Raw genomic sequence first — 26,932 nt, 5'->3', positions numbered from 1 at the left:
TTTTCCGTTTGTGAGTGAAATGGCGGACATGTCGGAGATGCGATCATAAACTCTCTTTTTTTCTCGTATCTTAAGGGTAGCAAGTCTTGTCCGATTGGAGGGGGAGCTGTTGGAAAGGTGGAACCTCAGTAAAGCGCTACAAGTGTCCTTGCTGATATTGGTGCTACTGGGGATATTGTTCATGCTGTATCAGATCAACCCGTGGCTGCAAGTGGTGTTTCAGTTTTTGCGTGCCGTGTTGGGTCCCTTCTTTATTGCGATGGTCATCTCTTACCTCCTCCATCCGATCGTCAATTTGTTGAGCCACAAAGGCTTGTCCCGCTCATTGTCCGTTTTGTTGATTTACACGCTGTTCATCGCATCGTTGGTGATCCTCACGATGAAGACCGTGCCGATCCTTGAAGAGCAAATACAAGAACTGTCCGAGCATTTACCGCAATGGAGCCAAAAGTTCCAACAGATGATGAAAGAATATAATGATCACAGTAGTGAATTGCTTCCGTATGGGGTTAAGCAAGGAATTGAAAATTCGCTGGGCCGGTTGGAAACGAAATTGACAGAACATGTTGAGAAGATGATGAGCGGGTTGGCAGCCACATTAAACCAGCTGTTTTTGTTATTTATCACTCCTTTCTTGGCTTTCTACATGTTAAAAGATATTCACTCCATCGAACGCTCCTTTTTTTCGCTGTTTCCCAAACAGCGACGCCGTGAACTGGTTCGGTTGATAAGAGATATGGATCAAGCGTTGGGAAACTATGTACGCGGTCAGTTTCTCGTGTGCTTGGTGATCGGGGTATTGGCGTATATCGGATACCTGATCGTGGGAGTGCCGTATGCGCTGTTGTTGGCGGCGATGGTAGCCGTATTTAACATCATTCCGTATCTGGGGCCGATTTTTGGAGCGATACCCGCTGTATTCGTCGCTTTGTTCCATTCGCCGCGCATGCTCGTGGGAGTGGTGCTGGTCAACTTGGCGGTGCAGGTTCTGGAGGGAAATGTAATTTCGCCGCAGATCGTGGGCCGTAGCCTTCACCTTCATCCTCTCGCCATCATTTTCGCGCTGTTGGTGGGTGGAGAATTGGGGGGAGTGTGGGGATTGATTCTGGCTGTACCCGTTTTCGCCATGGGCAAAGTGATGTTGGAACACATCGTGGATCATTTGACGAAAGTTAGGGTTTGAAACTTTCCATGCAAGCTTGTATAATGGGAAAAGACAATGCAAAAGCGAACAAGATGGTGATGAAACCGAGCGATCCTATCCCCCGTCAGAGAGAAAAGCCCTTGGCTGAAAGGCTTTTTCGGTTCAGGTTGGTTCGCGGCCAGTTTCGGAATGCAGCTAATCCCTGCCGGCATTGACCATGCCGTTATCCAAATGAAGTGACCGTGTTACATAGTCGGCTGTTGGCCGCTTGCATAAATGCGGTAAATAGGGTGGTACCGCGGAAACCTTTCCGTCCCTTACTGACAGGGGATGGAAAGGTTTTTTCTTTGCAAAGAAAAGGAGGCATACACACATGAAAGCAAGTGAGATTCGTCGCAAATACCTGGAGTTTTTCAAACAAAAAGGGCACGCAATTGAACCCAGTGCGTCGTTGGTTCCGGTCGATGATCCCACCTTGCTGTGGATCAACAGCGGAGTGGCAACACTTAAAAAGTATTTTGATGGCCGGGTCACACCAGAAAATCCACGCATTGTCAATTCACAGAAATCCATTCGTACTAACGATATAGAGAATGTGGGTTACACTGCACGTCACCACACCTTTTTTGAGATGTTGGGCAACTTCTCCATCGGTGATTACTTTAAAGAAGAAGCGATCACCTGGGCTTGGGAATTCCTGACTTCGCCCCAATGGATGGGTCTGGACCCCGATCGCCTATCGGTGACTGTCCATCCGGAAGATGAGGAAGCGTACCGTTATTGGCATGAGAAGATCGGCATCCCCAAAGAGCGCATTGTCAAGCTGGAAGGCAACTTCTGGGATATTGGCGAAGGGCCAAGCGGACCCAATACGGAGATCTTTTATGACCGCGGTGCGCACATCGGCGATCCCAACGATCCTGAGATGTATCCCGGCGGTGAAAATGAACGCTATCTGGAAATCTGGAACTTGGTGTTTTCTCAGTACAACCACAACCCAGATGGCACATATACCCCCTTGCCGAAAAAGAACATCGATACCGGGATGGGATTGGAACGGATGGCTTCAGTGATGCAAGATGTGCCGACCAATTATGACACCGATCTGTTCCTGCCGATCATCGAAGAAACCTGTCGCATCACCGGAGCGACTTACCGGCAGAACGAAGAGACCGACATCGCGTTGAAGGTGATTGCCGACCATATCCGCACCATTGTGTTTGCTGTGGGCGATGGCGTTTTGCCGTCCAATGAAGGACGTGGGTATGTCCTGCGTCGCTTGTTGCGCCGCGCCGTCAGATACGGACGGAAGCTTGGCATGGAACGCCCATTCCTGCACGAGCTGACTTCGGTGGTGGCGGAAATCATGCGCGACTACTATCCAGAGCCAAGTGAGAAGAAAGCATTCATCGAACGGGTTATCAAAAGCGAAGAAGAGCGTTTCTTGGAAACCTTGAGCGAAGGTTTGCATATCTTGGAAAACGTAGTGGCTGAGGCGAAACGTGAAGGGCGCACCGTGATTGGCGGAGTTGACGCGTTCAAACTGTATGATACCTATGGGTTCCCCGTCGACCTGACCGAAGATTTCGCGAGGGAGCATGGGTTGGAAGTGGATCGTGCTGGCTTTGACCGGGAAATGGAATCGCAACGGGAGCGTGCCCGTGCTGCTCGTCAAGAAGTGGACAGCATGCAAGTGCAAGGGGGCGCTTTGAGTGAGCTTGAAGTCGCTTCGCAATTTGTGGGTTACACCGAACGTGTGCGGCAAACCCGAGTGAGTGCGATCATCATCGACGATCAGCTGTCCGAGTCGATTCAAGCGGGCCAAAAAGGACTCATCATTCTAGATGAGACGCCCTTCTATGCAGAAAGCGGTGGCCAAGTAGCCGATACGGGCTGGATTGCGTCTGCTGGCGGCAAGCTTCGGGTTGAAGAAGTGAAAAAAGGTCCGCGTGGCGAACATGTGCACACCGTTGTAGCTGAGGAAGGAACCGTGCGGCAAGGGGACGAGGTTCGCGCTGCTATCGATGAAACCTTGCGTCAGGACATTGTCAGAAACCACACCGCTACGCATTTGTTGCACAAAGCACTCAAAGAAGTACTGGGTGAGCATGTGAACCAAGCCGGTTCCTTGGTGGCGCCGGATCGGCTTCGCTTCGACTTCTCGCATATCGGCGCGATGACGGATGATGAAGTTCGTGAAGTGGAACGACGTGTAAACGAACAAATTTGGGTGAATACTAAGGTCAACATTATGCAAAAATCTCTGTCTGAAGCGAAAGCGATGGGTGCAATGGCCTTGTTTGGCGAGAAATACGGTGAAGTTGTGCGCGTCGTTCAAGTTGGCGACTACAGCTTGGAACTCTGCGGAGGCACCCACGTTGAGAGCACAGGGGAGATCGGTCTATTCAAAATTCTGAGCGAAAGTGGCATCGGTTCAGGAACACGACGCATTGAAGCGGTGACGGGCCGCCGGGCTTACGCTTATTTGGAAGAACAGATGGCGCTGTTGGGCAAAGCGGCAGCCTTGCTCAAAACCAAGCCGGCTGATGTGGCGGAACGCATTGAGCAATTGCAAGAACGAAATAAAGAATTGGCACGGGAAAACGAGTCGCTCCAAGCGAAGCTCAACCAAGCGGCAGTCGGCGAACTCATCAACCGGGTGCATGAAGTGAAAGGCGTGCCAGTACTGTGGGCGCAAGTCGATGCCAACAGCATGGATCAATTGCGTTCGATGGTGGACGATCTGCGTCAAAAGATGGGGCAGGGCGTCATTGTGCTCGGTTCCAATGCCGATGGCAAAGTGCAGATTGTCGCTTCCGTATCGCAAGATTATGTGAAAGCTGGCTTACACGCAGGCAAATTGGTAAAAGAAGTGGCTACCCTTTGCGGTGGTGGCGGTGGTGGCCGCCCCGATATGGCGCAAGCAGGAGGAAAACAGCCTGAGCGGTTGCCGGATGCGCTGAATCGGGTTGATGAATTCGTTGAAGCGCAAATATAGAATTTGACAGGAGAATGTCCGGGCTAGGGAGAAGAAAGTAAACGCTGGTCATCCAAACAGAGAGGTGTGAAATCATCCATGGATGAAACAATGAAGTTTAATTTTCGGGGTGATCAAGACCTTGACCCTAAGGATGTCTTGTTTCAAGTGTATGGGGCGCTACAGGAAAAAGGGTATAACCCGGTCAACCAAATCGTTGGCTATCTCATTTCCGGAGACCCGGCATACATTCCCCGCCACAAGAACGCCCGGACATTGATCCGCCGGCTTGAACGCGATGAAATCATCGAGGAATTGGTCAAATTCTACATCGAACAAAACAGTCAATAATAGCGAGGAAACCAACATATGGGGTTTGAGGAGTTCTCTTCATTGGATATAGATGCCCCTCGCATCCTCGGCTTGGATGTGGGGGAGCGGAGAATCGGTGTCGCGGTGAGTGATTCCTTGGGTTGGACGGCTCAGGGAGTCACCGTGATCGACCGCAAAGCGGGTGATTGGTGGCAGGCACTGGATCGCTTGGTTCAGGAATACCGCGTTAAAGAGATCGTGGTGGGACTGCCCCGCAACATGAATGGGACACTCGGTCCGCGCGGGGAAGCGTGCCAAGCGCTGGCCGAGCAAATCCGTACCCGTTATTCCCTGCCCGTCCACTTGTGGGATGAGCGCTTATCCACCGCCGCGGCGGAGCGGACGCTGATTGACGCAGACATGTCCCGGAAGAAACGAAAACAAGTGGTTGACCAGTTGGCGGCTACTTGGATCTTGCAAGGATATATTGATGCAAACAGGAGGATTTAAACATGGCAGAACAACAAGAATTTCTTATGATTCCCAACGAAGACGGCACTGAAGAAAAGTTTGAGATCCTGTATACATTTGAAAGTGATGAAACGGGCAAAAAATACATGTTCGTCGCGCCGGCGGATGAGTTGGAAAACGAACGGAACAACGAAGACGAAGAAGGCGTGGAAGTGCTTGCTTTCCGTTATACCGAAGAAGGCGACGATATCACGCTGGAGATGATTGAAGAAGACAACGAGCAGGAATGGGATCTCGTGGAGGAAATGTTTAACACCCTATTTTCCGGCATCGAACTAGAAGACGAAGAACATCAGTAAGCGAGGTTTTGGCACGATGGATGGACTGGGAGCGCGCGAGGTTCAGATCTTGCGGCAACAATTGGCCGACAGGCCGATGATTCATCAAGAAACCCCATATCATTTGGTGAATGAAGTGGACGTGGGGGGGCAACATTACGCCCTGTTACGCAAAGAGGGCGACCCTGCGGATGATGCTTATCTTTTTCGTGTCAACCAAGGAAGGTTGGAAGAAATTGAAGATGACAATGAATGGGAGAATATTGCCGAAGCTGTAGATGAAATGTTATATTTTCATGAATTTCAGTAAAAACGGGGAAATTTCCCCGTTTTTTTTTAAGCCATGTGTGATACCCTATAAAAGAGTTTTTTGACAAAAGAAGATCCTATTTTCACTGAAGTAGAAGGGGTACAAAGACATATGACATGGTTTTGGCGCATCTTCTTTACCTTTGTTCTCCTTGCCGGGTGGGGGGTATTAGGTTACTTCTATGTTGATTTTACGCTGGGATCACCAAAACGAACCAAACCAGTGGAAGTTGAAATCCCAAGCGAGTCCACCTTGCAAGAGATTGGAGAGATTCTTGAACAGAAGCGATTGTTGCGAGAGTCAACTTTTTTCCGTTATTATGCGAAATGGAAGAATAAGACCAATTTGCGTGCGGGAACGTTTGAAATCCTGCCGAATGAAACATTGGACCAAATATTGGTGAAGATTGCCGAAGGAAAAGAAAACAAAGTCAAAATCGTCGTCCCTCCAGGCTGGACGGTATATGAAATTGCTGATCGCTTGGAAGCTAAAGGCTTTGATAAAAAGGCGTTTTTGGAAGCGTTAAATAATAAGAAACCTCGGTATGCCTTTGAACATAAAATCGCCAAAAGCCCGGATCGCAAATATAAGCTGGAAGGTTATTTATATCCAGATACATATTATTTTAAGCCAAGTGAAAAACCCGAAGAGATCATTAACACGATGCTGGGACAATTTAATACCTATTATGAGAAACTCAATCTCGAACAGAAACTGCAAAACAATCCGCGTCTCAAGAACATGACGCTTGATAAGGTGGTCACTGTAGCATCGCTCATTCAGCGCGAGGGGCAAGACAAACAAGAATTGCCACGCATCGCCGGCGTTATTTATAACCGGTTGGATATTCGGATGCCGTTGCAAGTGGACGCATCGATTGTTTTCATGTACAGGGAGCAGGGGAAAAAAGTTACCCGGGTGTATCAAAATATGTACAAAGGCGTCAATCATCCATATAATACGTACATCAATTACGGCTTGCCCCCCGGACCAATCTCCAATACTACGGCGGAGGCGTTGGCAGCAGCTGTAAATCCGGAGAAACATAAATACCTGTACTACGTGACAAGGGAAGATGGGACAAAACGCCACTTCTTTGCCACAAACTTCCAACAGCATCAACAGTATAATGCAATTAGTAAAAGAAATAGAGAAAAAGGCCAAGCTATGCCGACAATCGGAGAGTAAATGGCCAGACCAAAATCACCTTCTCCCTCGGAAGGTGATTTTTACATTGGAGCAGATGGTCGAGATAAGGAGGGGGATCACGGCTACAAGTTCATTGGATGACTTTTCTTTGTGTGGATGTGGGGTCAGTTATGTTAATATGAAATAAAGTTTCGCAAAGACGATTGACTCTATATTAATAAAAGGAGTACTAGATAATGAAATGGTTTTTACGTATTTTCTTTACCTTGGTGCTCTTGGCGGGATGGGTTGGATTAGGCTTGCTCTATGTGGATTTCACATTAGGATCGCCTAAGCGGACAGAACCAGTACAATTAAAAATTCCGCCGCAAACCTCCTTGGAGGGCATTGGCCGGATTTTGGAAGAAAAAGGCTTGATTCGGAAATCCACCTTTTTCCGATATTATGTTATATGGAAAAACAAAACCAATCTGCGCGCGGGCAACTATGAAATCGCCCCAGGAGAAACACTGGATCAAATGCTGACCCGGTTTGCTGAGGGAAAGGAAAATACCGTTCGCATAGATGTTATTCCTGGTTTTACTGCTTATGACATAGCGGATCGCTTAACAAAAAATGGATTGGATGGACAGGGCTTTCTCAATGCGCTAAACAACAAGCCACCCAAGTTCGCCTTTGAAAAATCGATCCCTAAGCATCCGCAGCGCCCTTATAAGCTGGAGGGGTATCTGTATCCGGATACGTATTATTTTCCCAAAAAGGAAAAACCGGAAAATATCGTTAATGCAATGTTAGAGCGCTTCAACGAGCAATTGGTTGCATTAGATATCGAGAGAGAATTGAGGGAAAAGTCTCCGCTTTCTGGCAAAAGGATGACATTGGATCAATTGGTGACGGTCGCTTCCCTTATCCAACGCGAAGGCCAAGTGGCGAGTGAAAAGCCGATTATCGCTGGTGTGATTTACAACCGGTTGAATAAGAACAAAAAATTGCAAGTGGATGCGACCATCGTGTTTATGTACCGGATGAAAGGGCAAAAAATCAAGACGGTGCTGGAGCGGATGTATTATGAGAAGCATCCCTACAGTACGTATGCGATCACAGGATTGCCGCCAGGCCCGATTTCCACACCGACCAAGGTGGAATTGGAAGCGGCATTGCATCCGCAGAAACACCGGTATTTATTTTATGTGACCAGAGACGATGGTTCCAACCTGCATTATTTCGCAGAGACGGATCAAGGCCATCGGGCCAATCTCCAGAAGCGAGAGCGCAACCGCAAAAGCGCCCAAGCGAACAGCCAATAGGCGCATTGGCGCATGAGCTGATGCATGCTAATAAAAAGAAAGGTGCCGAATGAGATCGGCACCTTTCTTTTTATTGATCTTGGATGTCTTTGATCAGGGCTTGCTTTGTTTCCAGCTTTGCGATGGCCGGGGCGACTTTATGGGCGGGGGAGATGGTGTTGCCATCGACGGCGAATTTCCCTTGGTATGCGCCGATGATTACATAAGCATCTTGATTGGTGACGGAGCCTTGATATTTTTGCAAGAACAGGACATAAGACTGGTTCTTGTCCATAATCTTATTCCCTTCAATGGTTAAGTAGTTTTTACCGTCGAATCCGCCCGTTTCCAAAATGCGAATCGTTTTTTTGTCCGCATGGCCTTTGATTGTATTGTTGATATGAAAGTCCGTAACTGTAAAAAGCATGTTTTGATAGCGGATGCCTTGCTGTTTGGTCGATGCCGTACCTTCAACAATCAATTGGGCTTCTTGCTTCATTTCATCTACGCTGCTGTATTGCTTGTCCAAGGAGACGCCAACTTCCACCTCTTTTGGAGCGACGAAGGAAAAGTATATTCCACCCACCAGCAAAAGCCCGAGAGCGGTCATCATCAGGGTGTAAGCATTGCGCTTGATGCGTTTAACCATGGGATGGTTCCTCCTTTATGATCGGGATTGGGTTTGGGATGAAAGGGGATCAATAAATCGCATTTACCCCGTTAATATCGTCTTGTGTGGGGGAGTAAACGGTTCTTCCATCATTGTCATACATGACGGAACCTCCAGGCCCCAAGCGGTTTTCATGGCTCAGGCCCAAGGCGTGCCCCAATTCGTGGGTAATTACCCCTTTGCGTTTTTGGGAGGAATAACTATCTGTATAGTATGTGTTAATGGAGATATCCATGCGGTAAACCGTGCTTCCCGAGCTGGAGCCGACTGAGCATAATCCACTCCAAGACACGTTGCCGTAGTTGCCTGCTGTAGTGGTGATGCCGGGATTGGAACTGTAGGATAAATTGACATCGGTCCAGTTGCTCCATTCTGTTTTGCCGTTGTTGCACTGTGTGGTGTAATCGCCGTACATGTCGCACTCGTACGTGATATTGGGACTTGCCCATTTGTAACCCCATAGTACATAAGCGAATGTGGGAGACCAAGCACCTAAGACCAGTAAAAACGCGAAAATAGCCAACCCTTTTTTCATGTTGTGAACCTCCTGTGGCCAATAGGTTGATTGTGTTAATAATTTAATAATTAGATATCGAATTAAAATTACCTTTATTAAAATGAAAAATTATTATAATAGTATAATTATTACAATGAAATTTAATTATCTATCAAAATTGATTGTTAGCGTGTGTCCGTTGCATAGGATCGTGGTTCGCGGGCGCGTTTTCCCACTCATCTCAACGGTAAAAGGACTTCCTCGCCGCTTTGATCCCCCAGCAAGATTTGCGAGACACGTCCAGGATGCAATGTATCGGTTTTTGATATTTCTCAAGAGAGAGATGATGTTTCACCGATGATCGCACGCGTTTTTGATAGAACTAAATATCGAAATGGTATAAATATCCGATTCAAAACGGGATCTTTATCGTTCGTTTACGTGTTATTAACATCTTTCCATTAATTTAGAACATGATAGATGATTGACATTTCCGGATGGAGAGTGAGTGTCAGCATGGCAGAAAATCATATTACGCGACGCGAATTCATGAAGTTTGTTGGTGTGGGGACGGCAGCATTGGTCGGAGTGACCACCGGATTGGAACAAGTCGCGGAAGCAGCGGAGAAGGGTGCGACTGATACGTTTAAAAAGATGGCTTACCGTCCCCCATTTCGCCCCATTTCCCCATCGAATCAAGATAAGCTCGTTTTACCCAAGGGATTTCGGCAGGATCTCATTGCCGCTTGGGGTGACGACATCGGCAATGGTGAAAAGTTTGGCTACAACTGTGACCTGACCGTTTACTTTCCCATCAATGAATCATCAAAGCACGGATTGTTGTGGGTGAATCATGAGTATATCGGCACTGGGGCGCTCTTCATGTATGGCGCTGACACGCCGGAAGCGGAGAAACATGCGATTGAACAATACAATGTTGGTGGAAGTGTCATTGAGATCAAGCTATCTGACGGCAAGTGGCGGTTGGTGAAAGGCAGTCGGTATGCGCGCCGGATTACAGCCAACACCATGATGGAACTGACCGGTCCCGCGCGCGGGGATGCTGCGGTTGGCGGAGTCCACAAAGTGAAAGGGACATTTGCCAATTGCAGTGGAGGCCGCACGCTGTGGGGCACTGTTCTCACTTGCGAAGAAAATTTTGAAGAAGATGCAAAGCGCTGGGGCCGCAATGACACCCATTATGGCTGGGTGGTGGAGGTGGACCCGTTTGATCCGTCTTCCACTCCGCAGAAGCATACGGCATTGGGACGGTTTTCCCATGAAAACGCAGCGATGACGTTGTCAAAGGATAGTCGATTGGTTGTCTACATGGGAGATGATTCCAATGACCAGTATTTTTACAAGTATGTGAGTAAAAACAAGTATCAGCCGGCCCGGGGTAAAGACAATCGGTCACTGCTCAGTGAAGGCACGCTCTATGTGGCCAACTTGGCTGATGGCAAATGGGTGCCTTTGGATTTAGAAGAGAGTCTTGCTTTAAAAGCCAGGTTTAAGACGCAAGGGGAAGTATTGGTGCATGCACGGGATGCGGCCAAGCTGGTGGGAGCGACCCCGCTTGACCGGCCGGAAGATGTGGAAGTAAATCCACGTGACGGCAGTGTGTACCTCGCGTTGACTAACAACACCAATCATGGCAACTTCCATGGGCAAATCCTTCGTCTGATTGAAGATGGGGATGATGCCGCCGCGAAACGCTTCGTCTTTGAGATATTTGCCGTGGGGGGACGGCAAAGCGGGTTTTCTTGCCCCGACAATTTGCTGTTTGACAAACAAGGTAACCTATGGGTGTGCACGGATATTTCATCTGGCAAGATGAACAAGGACAATACCTATGAATCGTTTAAAAACAACGGCCTTTTCTTTATCGCGACCCAAGGGCGACAAGCGGGAGAAGCTTTCCAATTCGCGTCCGGCCCCCGGGAAGCGGAAATGACTGGACCCGATTTCACCCCGGATCAGCGCACGTTGTTTATCGCCGTTCAGCATCCAGGTGAAGAGACCAAAGACCCAAAAAATCCAACTAGCCATTGGCCGTATGGAGATATTCCCCGTCCGGCTGTTGTAGCGATTCGTGGATTCTGAGACAAGCCGGTTAGGACTTATGCGTATACCCCGCTCATTTCCTGTCCAAGATGGAGAGAGAAGAGCGGGGTGTTCATGTTATGAGGAAGTGGCGTACTTGGCTTATCAGCTTCGGTATGATCGCCGCGTTTGGTTTGATTGTGTGGCGGCTTTATTATATCCAAATTGAGGCGACGCGCTCATTTTCCATGCGTGATCAGCAGGTGGATCTCATTCGTCTAGCGGAAGAGCGTCAACGGGAGGAGATGCTACTGAATAGCGGTCGTGGCGCGATCTTGGATCGCCATGGGGAGCGGTTGGCCGGAGGGGACGATTATCACCTCCTTGTGTTTCCGCAAACACGTCACCTGATGAAAGCGAAGCGGCAACAGTTTGCCCAATTGGCCTCGTTGATCCATATGCCACTAACCCAACTGGAGAGTCAATTGATGCAAATCCGGTTTCCGGGGCTGTTGTCCGGGCCAGCGGGGGAAGAGATTGTGTTGTCGCAGGCCGATAAGGAACAGATTCACCGCTTGCAATTGCCCGGCGTGATGGTGGTGCGTTCCGATTACCGGATGTCCATCAATCATCCGGCGCAACAGGTGTTGGGACGATTGGTTCAAAATCCGGGCTTAATGAAATCGTGGTATCCAGAGCAGGTGGCGAGTGGCAAGTGGACCCCCGATTCTCACTTAGGTGTGACTGGCATTGAGGCTGCGTTTGAACCTTTCTTGCATGGCAATGTTGAAGAGCGGTTGGCTTACACGACCATGGGTAGTGGACTGCCGTTAATCGGCGGGGGGATGAAACGAATAACGAGCAGAGCAGGAAACGATGAACATCCTTACACAGTGGTTACCACGTTGGACAAAAAGCTGCAATTGCGGGTCGAACAGATTTTGCGCCAGGAAAATGTGCAAGATGGCGCCGTTGTGGTGCAAGATGTTGCCAGCGGGGATGTGTTGGCGATGGCCAGCCGACCCGCTGTTCGTAAAGGTGTGCATGAGAACCAACCTTGGGATAACCGGGCGTTGCTGGAGACTGTACCTGGGTCCATTTTTAAGACGGTCGTCGCGGTGGCTGCATTGGAACAAGGGATTGTGAAGCCGGATACTGTTTTCCAATGCGACGGAGAATTGGAACAAGCTAGGTTAACTGACGACAAACATGGAGGACATGGTCGTCAAACGTTTGCAGAGGCTTATGCCAACTCCTGCAATGTAGTGATGGGGATGGTGGCCCAGAAGTTGGGGGCCGAGCATCTTGAAGCATATGCCAAAAGGCTAGGGTTGGCGCAAGAAGTACTTTGGTCAGGCAAAGTGTTCCATGATGAGCATTTCACCCAATTGCCCCAAGAACAGAAGGGCATGGTTTTTGCCAAGACAACGCCGAAGAACGATCCTGGAGTCATGGCGCAAACAGGTATCGGGCAGCGGGACGTACGGGTGACCCCGCTTCAGGCCGTCAATATGGTGACAGCCCTGTTTCACCAGGGAAAGCCTTTCAAACCGAGAGTGGTTAAGGAAATTCGCGATGGAACGGGGCGGGTGGTATATCAGTTTAAACCACAAGTATTGCCTGGGGCCAAGACGTTAAAGCCGGAGACGATTCAGGCGATGAAACAAATGATGCGGTTGGTGGTGGTGAAGGGGACTGCCAAATCGGTAGCCGGTACGACATGGTCACTGGCCGCAAAAACAGGGACAGCGCAAATCGGATTGGATAAAAGACGCTATAACAAGTGGATGATCGGCTTCGGCCCCTTCGAGAGGCCACAAGTGGCAATCTCCATTGTGTTGAGAAATATCTCGGATTCTGAAGATCCACGGGCCAAGCGTGTATTTAGAGCAGTGATGGAAGAGATCGCTAAACAGAAACCTACCGATGAAAAAGAGCATGTAGCAAAGAAGCAATCTGCCAAGAAATAGAAGATTATATGAATATAAAAGCAACCAGCGTGTGTTCTGGTTGTTTTGTTATGTCGTTATGATTATCATATAGGTAGGTTAAAAGGATAAGTCAAAGGAGTAGACACAATGAAGATCACCGTGAATCTGACAAAGGCTGAACTAGATTTGATTGAAGAGGCGCTCTTGCAATATCAAAATCTTTTGCTGAAATCGAAAGATCAGGATGAGATGGTATCGGATGAGCTAAAATTAGTTCAACGCGTATTGGAAGAATTTGGGATGGAAGGTTTGGAAAGTGAAGAGATGGATCAGGCGCAAGCACAACCTCAATCGCAAAAAGCGCTACCCATCCCACCTGCCAACAATCAATACCCAACCCAACCCAATCAGTTTCCAGGCCCGAATCAATATCATGGCCCAGGGACGTTTGTCACGCCAAACCAATACCCATTTTCCCGATAAGGTTAGCTACTTCAACGGGAAGGTGGGGAATGTTTCGTTCTGTGGAAGGATGAAACGGCTAGCTATGACAGGATAAAGGAGTTGCACTCACCAGAGGCAACTCCTTTTTATGTTTGTGACTCTAAGTGAAAGTTCAAATATGTGAAAAGAAAAAACTGCTATGTTAATGTATAATCTTTTTATATAAAAGTGTGTTGATTACCCATTGAATGGAAAAGGTGATTGGAATTGGGTGGCCGAATATATATGAAATAGCGCCTTACCAGTTTTCCAGAGGCCGGACTCACCACACGAAGACATGATGCTTCGGGAGGCGTTTATGCAAGTCATACGAACGGGTGTGTTAGCCCTCGCACTGGTCATAGTACTATCAGCGTGTACCATGTCTTGGCAAGATGTGAAAACCGGATGGGGAAAAATAGACCCTACTTTGCGCGAGCCGACATTGGCGGAAATATTGGAATTGACCCAGACGACACTCAAAAAAGAAGCGGGTTGGACTTACCAGGTCAAACGTCAGGAGAAGTTGACCAGGAATCAACAGCAAACGGCGTCACAGTATGAAGCCAAGATCAATGTGACCAGTGACCCTTATGCGATGAGAAGTCAGGGCACGATCACATCCACTGGAAAAAGCGAATCCGAACAATTAGTGATGATTGGAGATAAAGGATATCTAAAGACCGGGAATGCACCGTGGAAAACGGGCACGCGTGCGGAAATGCGGACAAGTGTTGAAGACCCGACACAAGCACTCATTGAATTGGCGGCAGCTGTCAAACAAAAAAGCGCCACATTTCGCATGGTTGAAACCAATGGATTTTTCCGTGTCACTGCGGAGTTACCTCCCGGACGGGCGGCGGGGATATTAGGAAACAATGACCGGGCCGAATTGGAGCCTTCCTTGGCGCAGCTACGGGGATGGGGCATCCGGGTGGATCCAGCAAATATACGTTTGAAATCTTATAAGAGAGAAGTACATATTGATTCGAAAACCCACGTGTTGCATGCTGTGTTGACCCAGTTCTCATTTGAGATTCCAACCCCGACCGGGACGGCGACGTATCAACAAACGCAAACGGCAGAAGTGGGTGGTGTGTTTAAGGAGAAAATCACTCTACCGATTGAGTTGAGGCCAAAAGCGAAGTGAGGTGCGGTTGTCGTTCATGTGGAGGGCCAATTGGCCGGAAAGGTTCCTTGTGTGAGGAACCTTTTTTTATTTTACCGTCATCATCTCGGTATCGTTATCCAGCGATCTTACCGATGCGATGGGCTTCGTGGTCAGGGAATCATAAAGGATTCCCTATGGATTCTTCGTGGATTCCCCTTAATTGGGTGGCAGTAGCAAACGGGCGATTGTGGTCGGCTTGCAATTTTTTTACTTGACTTTCCACTTATATGGAAGGTTTATACTTCTAGTACAGAAAGGAGCTATTCCCATGTTTAAGATCAGCGAGTTCTCAAAGTTAAGCCAAGTGCCCGCTAAAACATTACGTTTTTATGATCAAATTGAACTTTTAAAACCGGCCTACACGGATCAACAGAGCGGTTACCGTTACTACAAGAGCGAACAGTTGCTCGATCTGCATCGGATTCTGGCGTTTAAGGAGCTTGGCTTTACCCTTGAACAAATCAAACAGCTCTTGAAAGACAACGTATCTACAGTTGAAATGCGAGGAATGCTTCGTCTTAAGCAAGCAGAACTTCACTCGCTGATTCAGTCGGAAATGGAGCGTTTAAGGCGGATTGAGGTGAGACTTGAACAAATTGAACGGCAAAGTGACGGTCTTTCTCCGTATGAGGTTGTGGTGAAGAAGGTGGAGCCCTTATTGGTTGCGACGCTGAAAGAGACCACTAGCAGAGCAAGTATTCCCGAACTGTTTGAAGAAATTGATGAATATCTAAAGTGGAATAACTTACCACTCCCTGTCACCCATATGGTGATGTGGCATGGTTGTCCGGAATGTGAAAGCAACATCGATTTAAAAATCGCTTGCCCCATTCCGCGCAAGCTTCAAGATACCGCACGTTTTCGTACAGTGGAATTGCCGGGATTGACTGTTGCGGCGGTGACTCATATCAGCCGACCGGATGTGGATACGCCAGTGAGCATCGATCTGGGATCATGGATTGAGGAGAACGGCTATCAGATCAGCCCGGAAATGCCAAGCAGAGAAGTATATTTATCAACTGAAGAGGGTGACAAGCTGCGGTATGTAACTGAGAGTCAGATGCCCATTTTGAGAGCCGGGTGTATGTAATAAACCAGTATGCCAATATTTTAGTCAGTCAAGCATCAATGACAAAGCAAAAAAAGGAGCATGTAATATGACTGATTATCAGATGATTTCGGAATTTGATGTGCCCGTTAAGATGAGAGACGGGATTGTGTTGCGTGCAAATATTTATCGGCCTAATCAGGAAGGAAAATGGCCTGTTCTACTCCATCGCCATCCGTATAATAAAGATAACCCTCCTGTTTCTTTTGGGTTATACGATATTTCTCGTGCCGTTCGTCAGGGATATGTGGTCATCGTTCAAGATACAAGGGGAAGATTTGCTTCTGAGGGAGAGTGGGAGCTTTTTTCGACCAGTCAACAAGAAGCTTCTGATACCGTTGAGACCATCCGCTGGGCAAGCACGCTTCCTTATAGCAATGGTAAAATTGGTTCGTTTGGTGAATCTTATTCCGCATTTGTACAGTGGGCAGGCATGCTGCATCATCCACATGAACTCAAAGCAGCAGCGCCTTCTTTTTCTTGGAGCGACCCCTATGATGGATTCATCTACCGTGGAGGAGCGTTGGAACTTGGGTTTTTGTCCTATTGGCAATTAGGAATGTATTTGGACACGCTCTCAAGAATATATGCCGATGAGCAAGAACGATCCATTGCTTTGGCGCAGTTAATTTCAGACATTGATCAACTAAAAAAGGAGATCAACGCACTGCCATTGAAACATTTTGCGCCTTTTGCCCGAAATAAGGTAGCTCCAGGCATTCTTCAACATTTTGAGCGAGGCATGGCTCAAGAAGATGTAGAAGCATTATCGTTGAAGGGGAAATATGACAAATTTATGGTTCCTACACTAAACGTGGCTGGTTGGTACGATATCTTCTTGCAAGGAACCATTGAAAACTTTTTGCACATGCGTAACCAAGGCGATAGTCCAGAAGCGCGGCAGAGCAAACTAGTCATCGGGCCATGGGTGCATTTGGATCACAGTCATCAAGCCGGTGAAGTGAACTTTGGATTGGCTGCCAACGCTGCCGTTGTGGATTTGGTTGGGCTCCAGTTGCGATGGTTTGATCATTTCTTAAAAGGAAAGGATACCGGTATCCTCAATGAGGCACCTGTCAAGTTATTTGTGATGGGCGAAAATGTTTGGCGTGATGAATATGAGTGGCCGCTTGCTCGGACTATTTATACTCCGTATTACTTGCACAGCCAAGGACATGCCAATACGCTTCTGGGTGATGGCGTACTTAGTACAATCGCACCCGATCAAGAGGCGGCCGATCATTATACGTATGATCCCTTGAATCCGGTCATCACGAAAGGCGGTGCGATCATGATGCCTCCTGACATTTCTAGCGGTGCAATGGATCAGCGAGAGATCGAATCACGCGATGACGTATTGGTTTATACCACTCCCGTATTAGAAGAAGACATAGAAGTAACAGGGCCAGTGAAAGTGAAACTGTGGGCAAGCTCAAGTGCCTTAGACACCGACTTTGTTGCACGATTAGTTGATGTTCATCCCGATGGGTATGCCCAAAATCTGACTGATGGCATTATTCGTGCCCGTTATCGCAATGTTGCTAAAGGAGAGGCTCCTAGCTTAATCGAGCCTGGAAAAGTTTACTTATATGAAATCGATTTATGGGCAACCAGCAATCTCTTCAAAAAAGGACATCGCATTCGCTTGGATATAACGAGCAGCAATTTCCCGCGTTGGGACCGGAATCCTAACACTGGCAGAAATCCGGGTGAAGATCAGGCTGCAGATGTTGTGATCGCTCGGCAAACCATTTATCATGATGCAGAACATCCTTCTTCCATTATTCTGCCGATCATACCAAGAAAATAGATAAGGTCTGTCTTTCCTCAGACATCTTTATTATTCAAACCAGATATCAATCATTTAATTATTGAATATTTGCTTATTTGTGTTTGTAAATCCTCAAAGAAGCAGCTGGAGCATGGCATCCGGCTGCTTCTTTTAGATCGCGTCTGCTGGTAAGTTAAGTTGCACTTCATTTTCGCATGCCGAATGCGGCGTTGATTTGGCCCCGGATCATTTGATTTCTCAGCTGACGGTGCTTCCGCTGGTTTTCCATTCGTTTGATTTCCACTGTTTGCAGTCCGTCTTCTATGTGGTTGGCAATATCCATCAACTTCTCAATATCCGAAAAGGAAAACTTTCGCGTCCCGCCTTTTGTCCGCTCAGGAAAGATTAATTGTCGTTCTTCATAATAGCGGATTTGTCTGACGGACAGCCCGGTCATCTCGCTAACCGTTCCGATATTGATGACTTTGCGATCTTTGTAAGACATAAGCCGCTCACCTCATATTCACTTTAACATAAAACCAGTCAGCTTCAGGTTATTTTTGTTAGATTATCTCACATAAATAAATGTTGAAATGCGTTTTGTGTAACATAATATGACATGATTATAGAGTGAATTGAAACCATTATGACATAATGAAGTGACAGGAAAAAACGTGCGGTTAGAGAATCTTTCAACAATTGGAAATGAATGTTAGATGACAGCGGGATGTAGGAACAGAGAGGAGGCGGCCGACATGACGGAATATGTGACAGCTTGTCAAATCCCGTCAAAAATCAGCTTACTGGAAGTGATCCGCTTTGTGGAAAAAGCAGATCAATATGATTGCTATATAGTCATTGAAGCGAATCAAATTTCTATCAATGCCAAAAGCTTACTCAGCATGTGCGTGTTGGTGTCGGGAATTATTAAAGGTCCTGTCACTATTCGAACTTCTGGCGTGGATGCAAAAAAAGCGCTGGTGGCAATGAAGAGGTTGTTTTCGCTTCCCCGTGGCAGCGAGCAAATCGGCGCCGCGGCTGGTGTCGATTTGCCCCGTACCGAGATAAGCGCAAAACGGTTTTCGGCATCGTCGGATCAATAGAATGAGTGTGGTGTACACTTTTTTCAGGAGTGCAGTGCTCTTGGAAATGAGCGTGTAGTATCGTCGATTGCTGACTTTGAATTATTGTTATTGAGTAAAATATCGATACGGTTGGTTTATGGTTTATCGCGACGTAGCCAATGGAGTCCGTTCTAATGACCTGCTGATTATGGCATGTCATTGATGAACAGATTGATTGCTTATGCAAGCTGGGTGTGATGATTTGTGGCAAATTCGATCAGAAGATACCAAACAGGGCTGGATGGCTATAGCCTCAGCCGATCTGTGACCTAACATATAGACGCGTATTGATTTACGAAAGTTAGGTTTCGTAAACTAAAAAGAAAAACCCAGTGTTTATAAGGGGTTTGAGGCGGTTTGATTTGATTGTTTTTGACGGCAGGCATTGGCATTTTCTGTTTATTTCTCATTACATCAAGTTATCTTAAATATGGAGAAAGAGGTGAAAACGTTTGATGAATTGGCTCAAGAATTAAAACCCGCTGATCCCGATGTTTCCGCTGCTTGGAGAATTGTTTTAATTGGATTGGATACAGAGATATTAACGGTAAGGGAGTTAAAAGAGGTTTATGAATGTATGAAAGAAAATGTCGGCCGTGGCTTTGATGAATTTGATTTTGATCCACATTTTCCTGATGGTGAGATTCGGGTTTCCTTATTAGATGAAGAAGTATTTTGTTCAAAGGAGTTGTTTATTGAGCATTTGGGAAAAGTGCTTCACAGTTATAACGAATCTGGTTAGAGTATAAGCGAAAGGTTAGGTCAAATTTCTTTTAAGTGGTTAACAAATAGCCCCACTCTTTTCACTCATCGGCGGTGGAAAAACAGGATTTTCGATGAGGAGGGAGTGGGGCTTTTTTATCGTTTGATTCGTTTGTAGGTATCTAACTATGTGTAGAAGGTATTCATTCGCCGTTCCATTGTTTTTACTAATTAAGGGAGTGCTATCCTGTGGAGATAGGACAATAACCGTTAAACATATACATAACAGTGGTGAATGGAACAGGAACCCAAAAGCCCAATTTGTCATAAGGTAGTATGGTCTGCGCTTACGATCGGGTGGAGGTGGAGTGGATTGTTTGGACTTTTCACAGCCGTGGCGATGGTGATCAAAGAAATGATCGCCTTTGTTTCGTATATTAAAAACAATGCCTTTCCGCAGCCCTTATCAGAAAAAGAAGAAGCAGAATGCTTGCAGCGCTTGGCCCAAGGAGATCAGGAGGCAAGAAACAAGCTGATTGAACACAATCTGCGTTTGGTGGCGCATATTGTGAAAAAGTTTGAAAACACCGGTGAAGACAATGAAGATTTGATTTCCATCGGCACCATCGGTTTGATCAAAGCGATCGAGTCTTACCAATCAGGCAAGGGCACCAAGTTGGCCACCTATGCAGCCCGGTGTGTTGAAAATGAAATCTTGATGTTTTTGCGGTCCCTGAAGAAATCGCGCAAGGATGTGTCATTGCATGATCCAATTGGCACAGACAAGGAAGGGAATGAAATCACATTCGTTGATATTTTGGGGTCAGATAAGGATGAAGTGGTGGATTCCGTGGAGTTGAAGATTGAACGGGATAATATCTATTCGCATCTTCACATCTTAGACAAACGGGAGCAAGAAGTGATCTGCTGCCGGTTTGGCTTAAATGGCGAGGAAGAGAAAACGCAACGGGAGATAGCCAAAGCGTTGGGGATCTCGCGCTCATATGTGTCACGGATCGAAAAGCGGGCGTTGATCAAGTTGTTGCATGAGTATTATCGGTCGGGAAAGAAGCGGGAGTGAGGGGATTTGCCCAGGAAGTGTTGGAAGAACGGCATAGGTTTTATGACCCATCCACGTTGGAGCGGACCAACTAGAAAGCGCCTTACCAGAGGTAGGGCGCTTAATTTTATGCCATTTTCTTTTCTGTTTGCGAAAAAATATGCCATGAGGACTGACTAGTCAGATGGGTATTGTCTGTGATGTCCATAGGGCCATTGTTCTGGTGTCTGATGGACTAACTAAAGACCGGTATTTTTTTGCTCAGGCCAAGCGTTTGTGATGTTTCAGTGCGAATTTCTTGGAGAAGTTTTGGGTTGTCGACGAGCGATATGCCATAAGAGGGAATCATTTCTTTGATTTTGGGTTCCCATTCTTTCATTTGTTGCGGGAAGCATTTTTGCAATACCTCCAGCATGGCGTGAACGGCTGTCGAAGCGCCTGGTGAAGCGCCGAGCAGGGCGGCGATCGAACCATCGGCAGAACTTACGACTTCCGTGCCAAATTGAAGAGTGCCTTTGCCTCCAGTCTCGGTATCTTTGATTACTTGCACGCGTTGGCCGGCCACGATAATGTTCCAATCCTCACTTCTAGCGTCAGGAATGAACTCGCGCAGTTCTTGCATGCGCTGTTCGTTCGATAACAGCAATTGCTGGATCAGGTATTTCGTCAAGGCCATCTCTTTTACGCCAGCCGCCAGCATGGTTAAGATGTTGTTCGGTTTGATGGAGCCAATCAAGTCAAAATAGGAACCCGTTTTTAAAAACTTGGGTGAGAAGCCGGCAAACGGCCCAAACAACAAGGTTTTTTTGTTGTCGATATATCTTGTGTCAAGATGCGGAACCGACATGGGGGGAGCGCCAACTTTTGCTTTGCCATACACTTTTGCATGATGCTGTTCAACTACTTCTTGGTTGTTACATACCATGAACAGCCCGCTTACCGGGAACCCTCCGATCCGCTTTGACTCAGGAATACCGGTTTTCTGTAGCAGTGGCAAGCTTCCGCCCCCGCCTCCGATAAAGACAAATTTGGCGGTATGGCGTTCGACTTTGCCACTTTCCAGATTACGTACTTTGACTTCCCACAAACGGTCACCGGCGCGTTTGATATTCTTTACTTGATGCTTGTAGTGAACCTCGACGTTTTCGTTCTTTAAATGCTCAAACAACATGCGTGTCAAAGCGCCAAAGTTAACATCTGTGCCTGATTCAATTCTCGTCGCCGCGATGGGTTCCTTCGGTTGGCGGCCTTCCATGACGAGTGGAATCCATTCTTTTAGTTTTTTAGGGTCATCGGAAAATTCCATCCCTTGAAATTGATGATAGGCTGTAAGCGCTTCAAACCGTTTTTTCAAAAAGGCAACATTCTTTTCCCCTTGCACGAAGCTCATGTGAGGGATAGGCATGATAAAGTCTTTTGGATTGCAAATCAGGTTGCTTTTTACCAGATAAGACCAAAATTGCAGGGAGAGCTGAAACTGTTCATTGATTTTTATCGCTTTGCTAACATCAATCGAACCGTCAGGCTTTTCAGAGGTATAGTTGAGCTCACACAATGCAGCATGACCCGTACCCGCATTGTTCCATTCATTTGAGCTTTCCTCTCCTGCCTTTGCGAGCTTCTCAAACACTTTGATTTCCCATTCAGGTGCTAACGCTTTCAGCAATGCTCCCAGTGTCGCGCTCATGATTCCGGCACCAATCAAGATAACGTCTGTTTTTTTCGGCATGTTGCTCATTGCGATCTTCCCCTAAAAGTAGTTTCGTTCCAAGTCAGATAAATGTGAAGCAATGGACAAAGAATAAAACACGAATGAATTGAAAGAGATCAGATAATATATTCATTATACAGTAGATAACAATAGAAATGTGAAATAAGAAACTTTCTACCTTGAATAGAAAATCTGAAAACACAATAAAAAAAGGACGGTGACTCGCCCCCATCTGTGTTTTTAACTCTTGGGCTTCCTTTTCATCACATTTCCTTCATCAATCCAAGGCACTTGGTAATGTTCGTTTCAACCGTTCATCCTGTTTCCGCTTGCTTGCTGACAAGACCGGTCCAGCGCTTGAAGTGAAGGGGTTCACAACCTTTTGAACACCGATCACACTAATGGGCAGCTGCTGTTCAACCGAACGTCACGCCTGCTACTCCCAACATATCGAATTTTTCTGTATATGGCAAGGGATGTTTTTCGGATGCCTGCGAGAGAGGGAGCCATTTGTTTACCTCTTAGCATAGAAAGACGATGCTCCCGGTCTTATCCTCATCGACTTGGTTCCCATTTTTGCTTCGATGGTCATCGCCGTGTTCACTGCTGTTCTACAAAGACTTTTACACGAAGCTGTTGAGATCAAATCGGAAAATGACTTAATCATCTGAGGTAATAAAGTGGCAATAATCATCAACATTGATGTCATGCTGGCTGAAAGAAAAATGAGTGTCATGGAACTGTCCGAGAGGGTAGGCATCGCGATGGCCAATCTGTCTATATTGAAAATTGGAAAGGCAAAAGCGATTCGATTATCAACGTTGGATGCGATTTGTAAGACTTTGGACTGCCAACCTGGGGATATTTTAGAGTACAAAAGTAATGCATCTGATTAAGAGAGGTGATCCGATTTGGATCACCTTCTTTTTTAGAATCTTAGAAGGTTTCTTTGGTGAAAATAACCCCGACGATAAAAAGGCGTCAAGTTATGGAGGAATGAACCGTGTCGATTCTGTTTTCGTTGACGGGGTTGTTGTTGGTGTATGTACTGGGAAGGTTGATCAGTTTTAACCGCAGGGGGATTAAATACAGGCCCATTCTCACTATGTTGGTTGTGCAAGTGGTTCTTGCCTTTATCTTGTTAAACACCAAAATTGGGATTTCTTTGATATCCGCCATCTCCCGAGGATTTGAACGCTTGATGAGCATCGGGGTGAGTGGGGTGGATTTTGTGTTTGGTGGATTGGAAAACAAAGGCATATCCACTTTCTTTTTGGATGTGCTGCTCCCCATCGTGTTCATCTCTGTGTTGATCGGTATTTTGAGTTATTACCGTATCCTTCCTTTTATCATTAAATATGTTGGGCTAGGATTAAACAAAATCAATGGCATGGGCAAACTGGAAAATTATATCGCCGTGTCATCCGCGATCTTGGGGCAGTCGGAGGTTTTTTTGACGACCAAGAACCAGATCGGTTCCGTCTCCGAGCGGCGGTTGTACACGCTGTGCACTTCTGCGATGAGTGCGGTCAGCATCGCGATTGTTGGCGCCTATATGACGATGATTGAGCCTCGGTTCGTGGTGACGGCCATTGTGATTAATATTTTCTCGGCATTGATTGTTGCAAACATCATCAACCCGTATGACTTGGAGAATGAAGAAGATTTGGCCATTGAGCATGAACGAGAGTCAAATCTGTTTGAGAATATCAGTGAAAGCGTCATGGACGGGTTTAAAGTGGCTATTATCGTCGCTGCTATGCTAATTGGGTACATCGGGTTGATCCAGTTAATCAATGCCCTGTTTTTAACCGTGTTCACCATTTCATTTCAAACCGTGTTGGGATACATTTTCGCTCCGATCGCCATGTTGATGGGAGTGCCGTGGTCGGAGGCAATCCAAGCGGGAAGCATCATGGCTACTAAACTGGTTACAAATGAATTTGTGGCTATGCTTGACTTCAAGAAGATTGCAGGGCAGGTCTCCCCGCGCACGGCGGGCATCGTATCCGTTTTCTTAGTTAGCTTTGCCAACTTCAGCTCGATCGGCATTATTACAGGTGCGGTCAAAGCACTTCATGAGAAGCAGGGGGATGTCGTTGCGAAATTCGGTTTGAAATTGTTGTATGGTTCTACACTGGCGTCAATCTTATCGGCAACGATCGCCGGATTGTTCATCTGAATGGAAGGTTGAAAAGGAGCGCGTTGGCGACTCTTTTTTTATATAAAAAAATCATCCCCGCAAAGCAGGGATGATGAGGGCATGTCTGGCCTGTTCATCAGACACGCCCTGGTGCGATGGATTAAGCCATCATGCGGGTCAGCTTTTTGGATACCAACATGAGAACAAGGCCGAAGAAGATTGCCAGCCCGCCGATTACGCTGAAGATTTCCAAATAACCGAGCGTTGCGGTGAGTGCCGCTACTTGGCCCGCGACGATATTGGCGATACCGGTGCTAGCCAGCCATACACCCATCAGCAAAGATGCCAATTTGACAGGGGCGATGCGGCTGACCATCGACAAGCCAATCGGCGATAGGAACAGTTCGCCCAAGGTGTGGAACAAATAAGTCATCACGATAAACAGCAGGTTTGCTTTGACTACGATGTTGGTCTCATCGCTACCGGTTTGCAATACAGCGATAGCCAAGATGATAAATCCGGTACCCAACAGGATCATGCCCAAGCCCATTTTGATCGGTACGGGCAAATCGCCGCGTTTGGATCGTGCCAGCTTGATCCAGAGCATCGAAACCAGCGGCGCCAACAAGATAATGAACAAGGGGTTCACTGATTGGAACCAAGATACGGGGATGGTCCAACCAAACACTTCTCTGTCCACGAATTTTTCCGTATACAAGGACAGGGACGTGCCGGCTTGTTCAAACCCGGCCCAGAAAAATACAACAAAACAGGTAATGATGATGATGGCCCAAGTTCGATTCTTTTCTTGTTTGGTCAGCGGTGCGTTGCTCACTTGCTTCTTGTCCACGGTTGCCGCTTTCACATTTGGCTTTTTGCCCAAGTCGCCAAGGTAACGGTTGCCTAGCATGTTAAAGATGATTTGTCCGATAATCATACCGATGGCAGCAGCCAGGAACCCATATTTGAAGCCGAATACTTCGACGCCGTTCACGGTTGTTTTGAAGAAGTCTTCAGCCAAAAATCCGCAAACGAGCGGAGCGAAAAATGCCCCTAAGTTAATCCCCATGTAGAAGATCGTAAAGGCGGCATCACGGCGCTCATCTTTGTCATCATACAATTCCCCAACCAAGGTGGAGATGTTTGGCTTGAAGAAGCCGTTTCCGATTATGAGCAAGCCCAAGCCCAGAAACAGGGCGGCTTTTGTTTGCGATACGAACAAAGCCAGGTTACCCAACGCCATCGTAACCCCGCCGATGGTGATGGCCAAGCGTTTGCCGATGAAACGGTCGGTCAGCCAGCCGCCGATGAGCGGAGTGAAGTACACCGCACCGGTGAAGAATCCGTAGATGCTAGCGGCGACTGCTTCACTAAATCCCAGCCCACCGCTGATAAATGTTTTTGTCAAATAAAGGATTAATAGGCCACGCATGCCATAATAACTGAATCGCTCCCACATCTCTGTGAAAAAGAGCAGGTATAGTCCAGGTGGGTGTTTTTTACGAGCCGCTTGCGGCGAGCCAGATGAATCCAGCTTCGTAGCTGTGTTCATTAGTAGTCCTCCTTCAACTATCGATGCATGATAAGATTAGTATGATCTTTAATGTAAAAAGAATTTATCTAATCACACGAGTTAATGTGTGATAGACTCGCGAATTAAAGCAAATAATGGAAACAAAAAGTCTAAAAAAAACAAGGATACTTGCAGTTGTAAATGTTTGTTTCATCTCCAATCCTCAATCAATGCATCTGATCTGCGGCTCCAGGTGTTTTTATTCCGTGAATTGATTGAATTTAGGTACAAAAAAAGAAAAGATGTTTTATTTTCCAGAGATGTTTGCCACTGCGCTCGGGAAAAGGATTTTAAAAAATTTTATACAAAAACATAATCTTTTCTCATCACAGATTTTAAATGATTATCTACCGGTTAGTCAACAGAAGGATATGGAAGTATATTCACGAAGAATGGATAAATCTGCATGAAACCGCTTTTAGCCCCGATTTTTCTAAACCAAAAAAATAATCGAACCGTAAAAGAACGATTCGATTAAGGTTTGCAGATGTTCCGTTATACCATGATTATGGGAGAAGGTGCGGGCATATGTGGCGAAACAAGTTGGCCGGTAGAAGAGACGGCATCCCTTTCCCAATGAGCGATTTTATACGTGTGAAGCGAATGGGAAACAAAGGTAGAGCCGCTGGCCTATGTATCGGACACGCCCTAGTAGTTGTAGGTGATTTGGTACATCGTGAGCACGCTTTCACTGTTCATGCTACGGATATAGAATCGGTAATCACCAGCGATCATGTTGGTGAATGTGACGGCATTTGCTGTCTTGGTCAGTGTTTTGGTGATTTTTCCACCGCCGATCCTTTCCACGGTGATATCGTAGACGTAGTTGATGCAGGGCGCAACGCCTGGAATCCAAACCTTGATTGCTTTGCCGGCTTCGACCTGGCCGTTGAACACCAATGCGTCTCCTTCACTGATATTGGACCAATTTTGGATAACGTTCATCTTACCTGCCCCTT

At 46.8% G+C, this 26,932-nt stretch carries 25 protein-coding genes and 1 pseudogene; 20 read left to right on the top strand and 6 right to left on the bottom strand.

The features are described from left to right. The first annotated feature begins 109 nt into the window (after positions 1 to 109). From EDC32_RS12615 to mltG (EDC32_RS12580), 8 genes are all read left to right on the top strand, one after another. Positions 110 to 1,183 (top strand): AI-2E family transporter, encoded by a 1,074-nt coding sequence (locus EDC32_RS12615; RefSeq protein WP_132222666.1) that lies wholly within the window; start codon positions 110 to 112, stop codon positions 1,181 to 1,183. A 334-nt stretch (positions 1,184 to 1,517) separates the two neighbouring features. After that, positions 1,518 to 4,142: an alanine--tRNA ligase gene (alaS, locus tag EDC32_RS12610; protein WP_132222664.1), complete on the top strand. Its 2,625-nt coding sequence runs from the start codon at positions 1,518 to 1,520 to the stop codon at positions 4,140 to 4,142. Between the two features lie 78 nt (positions 4,143 to 4,220). Further along, positions 4,221 to 4,472 carry an IreB family regulatory phosphoprotein gene (locus EDC32_RS12605; protein ID WP_022736749.1) on the top strand — a complete coding sequence of 84 codons (252 nt, stop codon included), beginning with the start codon at positions 4,221 to 4,223 and terminating at the stop codon, positions 4,470 to 4,472. A 42-nt stretch (positions 4,473 to 4,514) separates the two neighbouring features. After that, the gene (gene ruvX / locus EDC32_RS12600) at positions 4,515 to 4,943 is read left to right on the top strand and encodes a Holliday junction resolvase RuvX (protein WP_029071864.1); all 429 of its coding nucleotides are present in this window, start codon (positions 4,515 to 4,517) and stop codon (positions 4,941 to 4,943) included. 2 nt (positions 4,944 to 4,945) lie between these two features. Further along, complete coding sequence (locus EDC32_RS12595; protein WP_022736747.1) at positions 4,946 to 5,263, top strand: DUF1292 domain-containing protein; 318 nt, start codon at positions 4,946 to 4,948, stop codon at positions 5,261 to 5,263. Positions 5,264 to 5,279: 16 nt separating this feature from the next. Further along, positions 5,280 to 5,552: a DUF1292 domain-containing protein gene (locus EDC32_RS12590; RefSeq protein WP_132222662.1), complete on the top strand. Its 273-nt coding sequence runs from the start codon at positions 5,280 to 5,282 to the stop codon at positions 5,550 to 5,552. Positions 5,553 to 5,663: 111 nt separating this feature from the next. Further along, a complete protein-coding gene (gene mltG / locus EDC32_RS12585) occupies positions 5,664 to 6,740 on the top strand; it encodes an endolytic transglycosylase MltG (RefSeq protein WP_132222660.1) in 1,077 nt (358 codons plus the stop codon). 197 nt (positions 6,741 to 6,937) lie between these two features. Further along, positions 6,938 to 8,008 (top strand): endolytic transglycosylase MltG, encoded by a 1,071-nt coding sequence (gene mltG / locus EDC32_RS12580; protein WP_132222658.1) that lies wholly within the window; start codon positions 6,938 to 6,940, stop codon positions 8,006 to 8,008. Positions 8,009 to 8,078: 70 nt separating this feature from the next. On the opposite strand, the gene EDC32_RS12575 is transcribed toward mltG (EDC32_RS12580), so the two are convergent. Then, a complete protein-coding gene (locus EDC32_RS12575; protein WP_132222656.1) occupies positions 8,079 to 8,636 on the bottom strand; it encodes a hypothetical protein in 558 nt (185 codons plus the stop codon). Between the two features lie 49 nt (positions 8,637 to 8,685). Then, the gene (locus EDC32_RS12570; RefSeq protein ID WP_132222654.1) at positions 8,686 to 9,192 is read right to left on the bottom strand and encodes a M57 family metalloprotease; all 507 of its coding nucleotides are present in this window, start codon (positions 9,190 to 9,192) and stop codon (positions 8,686 to 8,688) included. Between the two features lie 477 nt (positions 9,193 to 9,669). Between EDC32_RS12570 and EDC32_RS12565 the strand changes: the two genes are divergently transcribed. From EDC32_RS12565 to EDC32_RS12540, 6 genes are all read left to right on the top strand, one after another. Then, the gene (locus EDC32_RS12565) at positions 9,670 to 11,256 is read left to right on the top strand and encodes a PhoX family protein (protein ID WP_132222652.1); all 1,587 of its coding nucleotides are present in this window, start codon (positions 9,670 to 9,672) and stop codon (positions 11,254 to 11,256) included. A gap of 80 nt (positions 11,257 to 11,336) precedes the next feature. After that, positions 11,337 to 13,166: a peptidoglycan D,D-transpeptidase FtsI family protein gene (locus EDC32_RS12560; RefSeq protein WP_158283364.1), complete on the top strand. Its 1,830-nt coding sequence runs from the start codon at positions 11,337 to 11,339 to the stop codon at positions 13,164 to 13,166. Positions 13,167 to 13,274: 108 nt separating this feature from the next. Then, the gene (locus EDC32_RS12555) at positions 13,275 to 13,610 is read left to right on the top strand and encodes a hypothetical protein (RefSeq protein WP_022736738.1); all 336 of its coding nucleotides are present in this window, start codon (positions 13,275 to 13,277) and stop codon (positions 13,608 to 13,610) included. A 319-nt stretch (positions 13,611 to 13,929) separates the two neighbouring features. Further along, the gene (locus EDC32_RS12550; protein WP_132222648.1) at positions 13,930 to 14,760 is read left to right on the top strand and encodes a hypothetical protein; all 831 of its coding nucleotides are present in this window, start codon (positions 13,930 to 13,932) and stop codon (positions 14,758 to 14,760) included. A gap of 289 nt (positions 14,761 to 15,049) precedes the next feature. Then, positions 15,050 to 15,871: a MerR family transcriptional regulator gene (locus EDC32_RS12545; protein ID WP_132222646.1), complete on the top strand. Its 822-nt coding sequence runs from the start codon at positions 15,050 to 15,052 to the stop codon at positions 15,869 to 15,871. 67 nt (positions 15,872 to 15,938) lie between these two features. Beyond that, positions 15,939 to 17,699, top strand: a complete 1,761-nt coding sequence (locus EDC32_RS12540; RefSeq protein WP_132222644.1) for a CocE/NonD family hydrolase — start codon at positions 15,939 to 15,941, stop codon at positions 17,697 to 17,699. 166 nt (positions 17,700 to 17,865) lie between these two features. Here the strand turns inward: EDC32_RS12540 and EDC32_RS12535 are convergent, their stop codons facing one another. Continuing rightward, the gene (locus tag EDC32_RS12535; RefSeq protein WP_054095956.1) at positions 17,866 to 18,165 is read right to left on the bottom strand and encodes a MerR family transcriptional regulator; all 300 of its coding nucleotides are present in this window, start codon (positions 18,163 to 18,165) and stop codon (positions 17,866 to 17,868) included. A gap of 250 nt (positions 18,166 to 18,415) precedes the next feature. Between EDC32_RS12535 and EDC32_RS12530 the strand changes: the two genes are divergently transcribed. From EDC32_RS12530 to sigK, 3 genes are all read left to right on the top strand, one after another. Further along, positions 18,416 to 18,763 (top strand): HPr family phosphocarrier protein, encoded by a 348-nt coding sequence (locus EDC32_RS12530; protein WP_158283363.1) that lies wholly within the window; start codon positions 18,416 to 18,418, stop codon positions 18,761 to 18,763. A 463-nt stretch (positions 18,764 to 19,226) separates the two neighbouring features. Beyond that, positions 19,227 to 19,526, top strand: coding sequence for a hypothetical protein (locus EDC32_RS12525; protein ID WP_132222640.1), 300 nt, complete (start codon positions 19,227 to 19,229; stop codon positions 19,524 to 19,526). Positions 19,527 to 19,859: 333 nt separating this feature from the next. Next, positions 19,860 to 20,567, top strand: a complete 708-nt coding sequence (sigK, locus tag EDC32_RS12520) for an RNA polymerase sporulation sigma factor SigK (RefSeq protein ID WP_022736728.1) — start codon at positions 19,860 to 19,862, stop codon at positions 20,565 to 20,567. Positions 20,568 to 20,781: 214 nt separating this feature from the next. Here the strand turns inward: sigK and EDC32_RS12515 are convergent, their stop codons facing one another. Continuing rightward, positions 20,782 to 22,284: a malate:quinone oxidoreductase gene (locus EDC32_RS12515; RefSeq protein WP_132222638.1), complete on the bottom strand. Its 1,503-nt coding sequence runs from the start codon at positions 22,282 to 22,284 to the stop codon at positions 20,782 to 20,784. A gap of 506 nt (positions 22,285 to 22,790) precedes the next feature. Between EDC32_RS12515 and EDC32_RS12510 the strand changes: the two are divergent. The 3 genes and pseudogenes from EDC32_RS12510 to EDC32_RS12500 all read left to right on the top strand — a co-directional run. Next, positions 22,791 to 22,928 (top strand): annotated as a pseudogene (locus EDC32_RS12510) (DUF2975 domain-containing protein); the annotation flags it as partial. A 9-nt stretch (positions 22,929 to 22,937) separates the two neighbouring features. Further along, the gene (locus EDC32_RS12505) at positions 22,938 to 23,153 is read left to right on the top strand and encodes a helix-turn-helix domain-containing protein (protein WP_132222636.1); all 216 of its coding nucleotides are present in this window, start codon (positions 22,938 to 22,940) and stop codon (positions 23,151 to 23,153) included. Between the two features lie 107 nt (positions 23,154 to 23,260). After that, on the top strand, positions 23,261 to 24,439 hold the full coding sequence (locus tag EDC32_RS12500) for a NupC/NupG family nucleoside CNT transporter (RefSeq protein ID WP_132222634.1): 1,179 nt from the start codon (positions 23,261 to 23,263) through the stop codon (positions 24,437 to 24,439). 121 nt (positions 24,440 to 24,560) lie between these two features. On the opposite strand, the gene EDC32_RS12495 is transcribed toward EDC32_RS12500, so the two are convergent. Both EDC32_RS12495 and EDC32_RS12490 read right to left on the bottom strand, forming a co-directional pair. Then, on the bottom strand, positions 24,561 to 25,952 hold the full coding sequence (locus EDC32_RS12495) for a peptide MFS transporter (RefSeq protein WP_132222632.1): 1,392 nt from the start codon (positions 25,950 to 25,952) through the stop codon (positions 24,561 to 24,563). Between the two features lie 669 nt (positions 25,953 to 26,621). Continuing rightward, on the bottom strand, positions 26,622 to 26,918 hold the full coding sequence (locus EDC32_RS12490; RefSeq protein ID WP_132222630.1) for a hypothetical protein: 297 nt from the start codon (positions 26,916 to 26,918) through the stop codon (positions 26,622 to 26,624). Positions 26,919 to 26,932: the final 14 nt, after the last annotated feature.

The sequence above is a fragment of the Laceyella sacchari genome (assembly GCF_004343255.1).
Taxonomy (GTDB): Bacteria; Bacillota; Bacilli; order Thermoactinomycetales; family Thermoactinomycetaceae; genus Laceyella; species Laceyella sacchari.
This window is presented reverse-complemented; position numbering and strand designations above follow the sequence as displayed.

Bases quoted from the DNA above. Each gene is read 5' to 3' on its own strand.
- alaS (WP_132222664.1), top strand. From the start codon at position 1,518: ATGAAAGCAAGTGAGATTCGTCGCAAATACCTGGAGTTTTTCAAACAA.
- EDC32_RS12605 (WP_022736749.1), top strand. From the start codon at position 4,221: ATGGATGAAACAATGAAGTTTAATTTTCGGGGTGATCAAGACCTTGAC.
- EDC32_RS12595 (WP_022736747.1), top strand. From the start codon at position 4,946: ATGGCAGAACAACAAGAATTTCTTATGATTCCCAACGAAGACGGCACT.
- EDC32_RS12590 (WP_132222662.1), top strand. From the start codon at position 5,280: ATGGATGGACTGGGAGCGCGCGAGGTTCAGATCTTGCGGCAACAATTG.
- mltG (WP_132222660.1), top strand. From the start codon at position 5,664: ATGACATGGTTTTGGCGCATCTTCTTTACCTTTGTTCTCCTTGCCGGG.
- mltG (WP_132222658.1), top strand. From the start codon at position 6,938: ATGAAATGGTTTTTACGTATTTTCTTTACCTTGGTGCTCTTGGCGGGA.
- EDC32_RS12575 (WP_132222656.1), bottom strand. From the start codon at position 8,636: ATGGTTAAACGCATCAAGCGCAATGCTTACACCCTGATGATGACCGCT.
- EDC32_RS12570 (WP_132222654.1), bottom strand. From the start codon at position 9,192: ATGAAAAAAGGGTTGGCTATTTTCGCGTTTTTACTGGTCTTAGGTGCT.
- EDC32_RS12565 (WP_132222652.1), top strand. From the start codon at position 9,670: ATGGCAGAAAATCATATTACGCGACGCGAATTCATGAAGTTTGTTGGT.
- EDC32_RS12560 (WP_158283364.1), top strand. From the start codon at position 11,337: ATGAGGAAGTGGCGTACTTGGCTTATCAGCTTCGGTATGATCGCCGCG.
- EDC32_RS12555 (WP_022736738.1), top strand. From the start codon at position 13,275: ATGAAGATCACCGTGAATCTGACAAAGGCTGAACTAGATTTGATTGAA.
- EDC32_RS12550 (WP_132222648.1), top strand. From the start codon at position 13,930: ATGCAAGTCATACGAACGGGTGTGTTAGCCCTCGCACTGGTCATAGTA.
- EDC32_RS12545 (WP_132222646.1), top strand. From the start codon at position 15,050: ATGTTTAAGATCAGCGAGTTCTCAAAGTTAAGCCAAGTGCCCGCTAAA.
- EDC32_RS12540 (WP_132222644.1), top strand. From the start codon at position 15,939: ATGACTGATTATCAGATGATTTCGGAATTTGATGTGCCCGTTAAGATG.
- EDC32_RS12535 (WP_054095956.1), bottom strand. From the start codon at position 18,165: ATGTCTTACAAAGATCGCAAAGTCATCAATATCGGAACGGTTAGCGAG.
- EDC32_RS12530 (WP_158283363.1), top strand. From the start codon at position 18,416: ATGACGGAATATGTGACAGCTTGTCAAATCCCGTCAAAAATCAGCTTA.
- EDC32_RS12515 (WP_132222638.1), bottom strand. From the start codon at position 22,284: ATGAGCAACATGCCGAAAAAAACAGACGTTATCTTGATTGGTGCCGGA.
- EDC32_RS12495 (WP_132222632.1), bottom strand. From the start codon at position 25,952: ATGAACACAGCTACGAAGCTGGATTCATCTGGCTCGCCGCAAGCGGCT.
- EDC32_RS12490 (WP_132222630.1), bottom strand. From the start codon at position 26,918: ATGAACGTTATCCAAAATTGGTCCAATATCAGTGAAGGAGACGCATTG.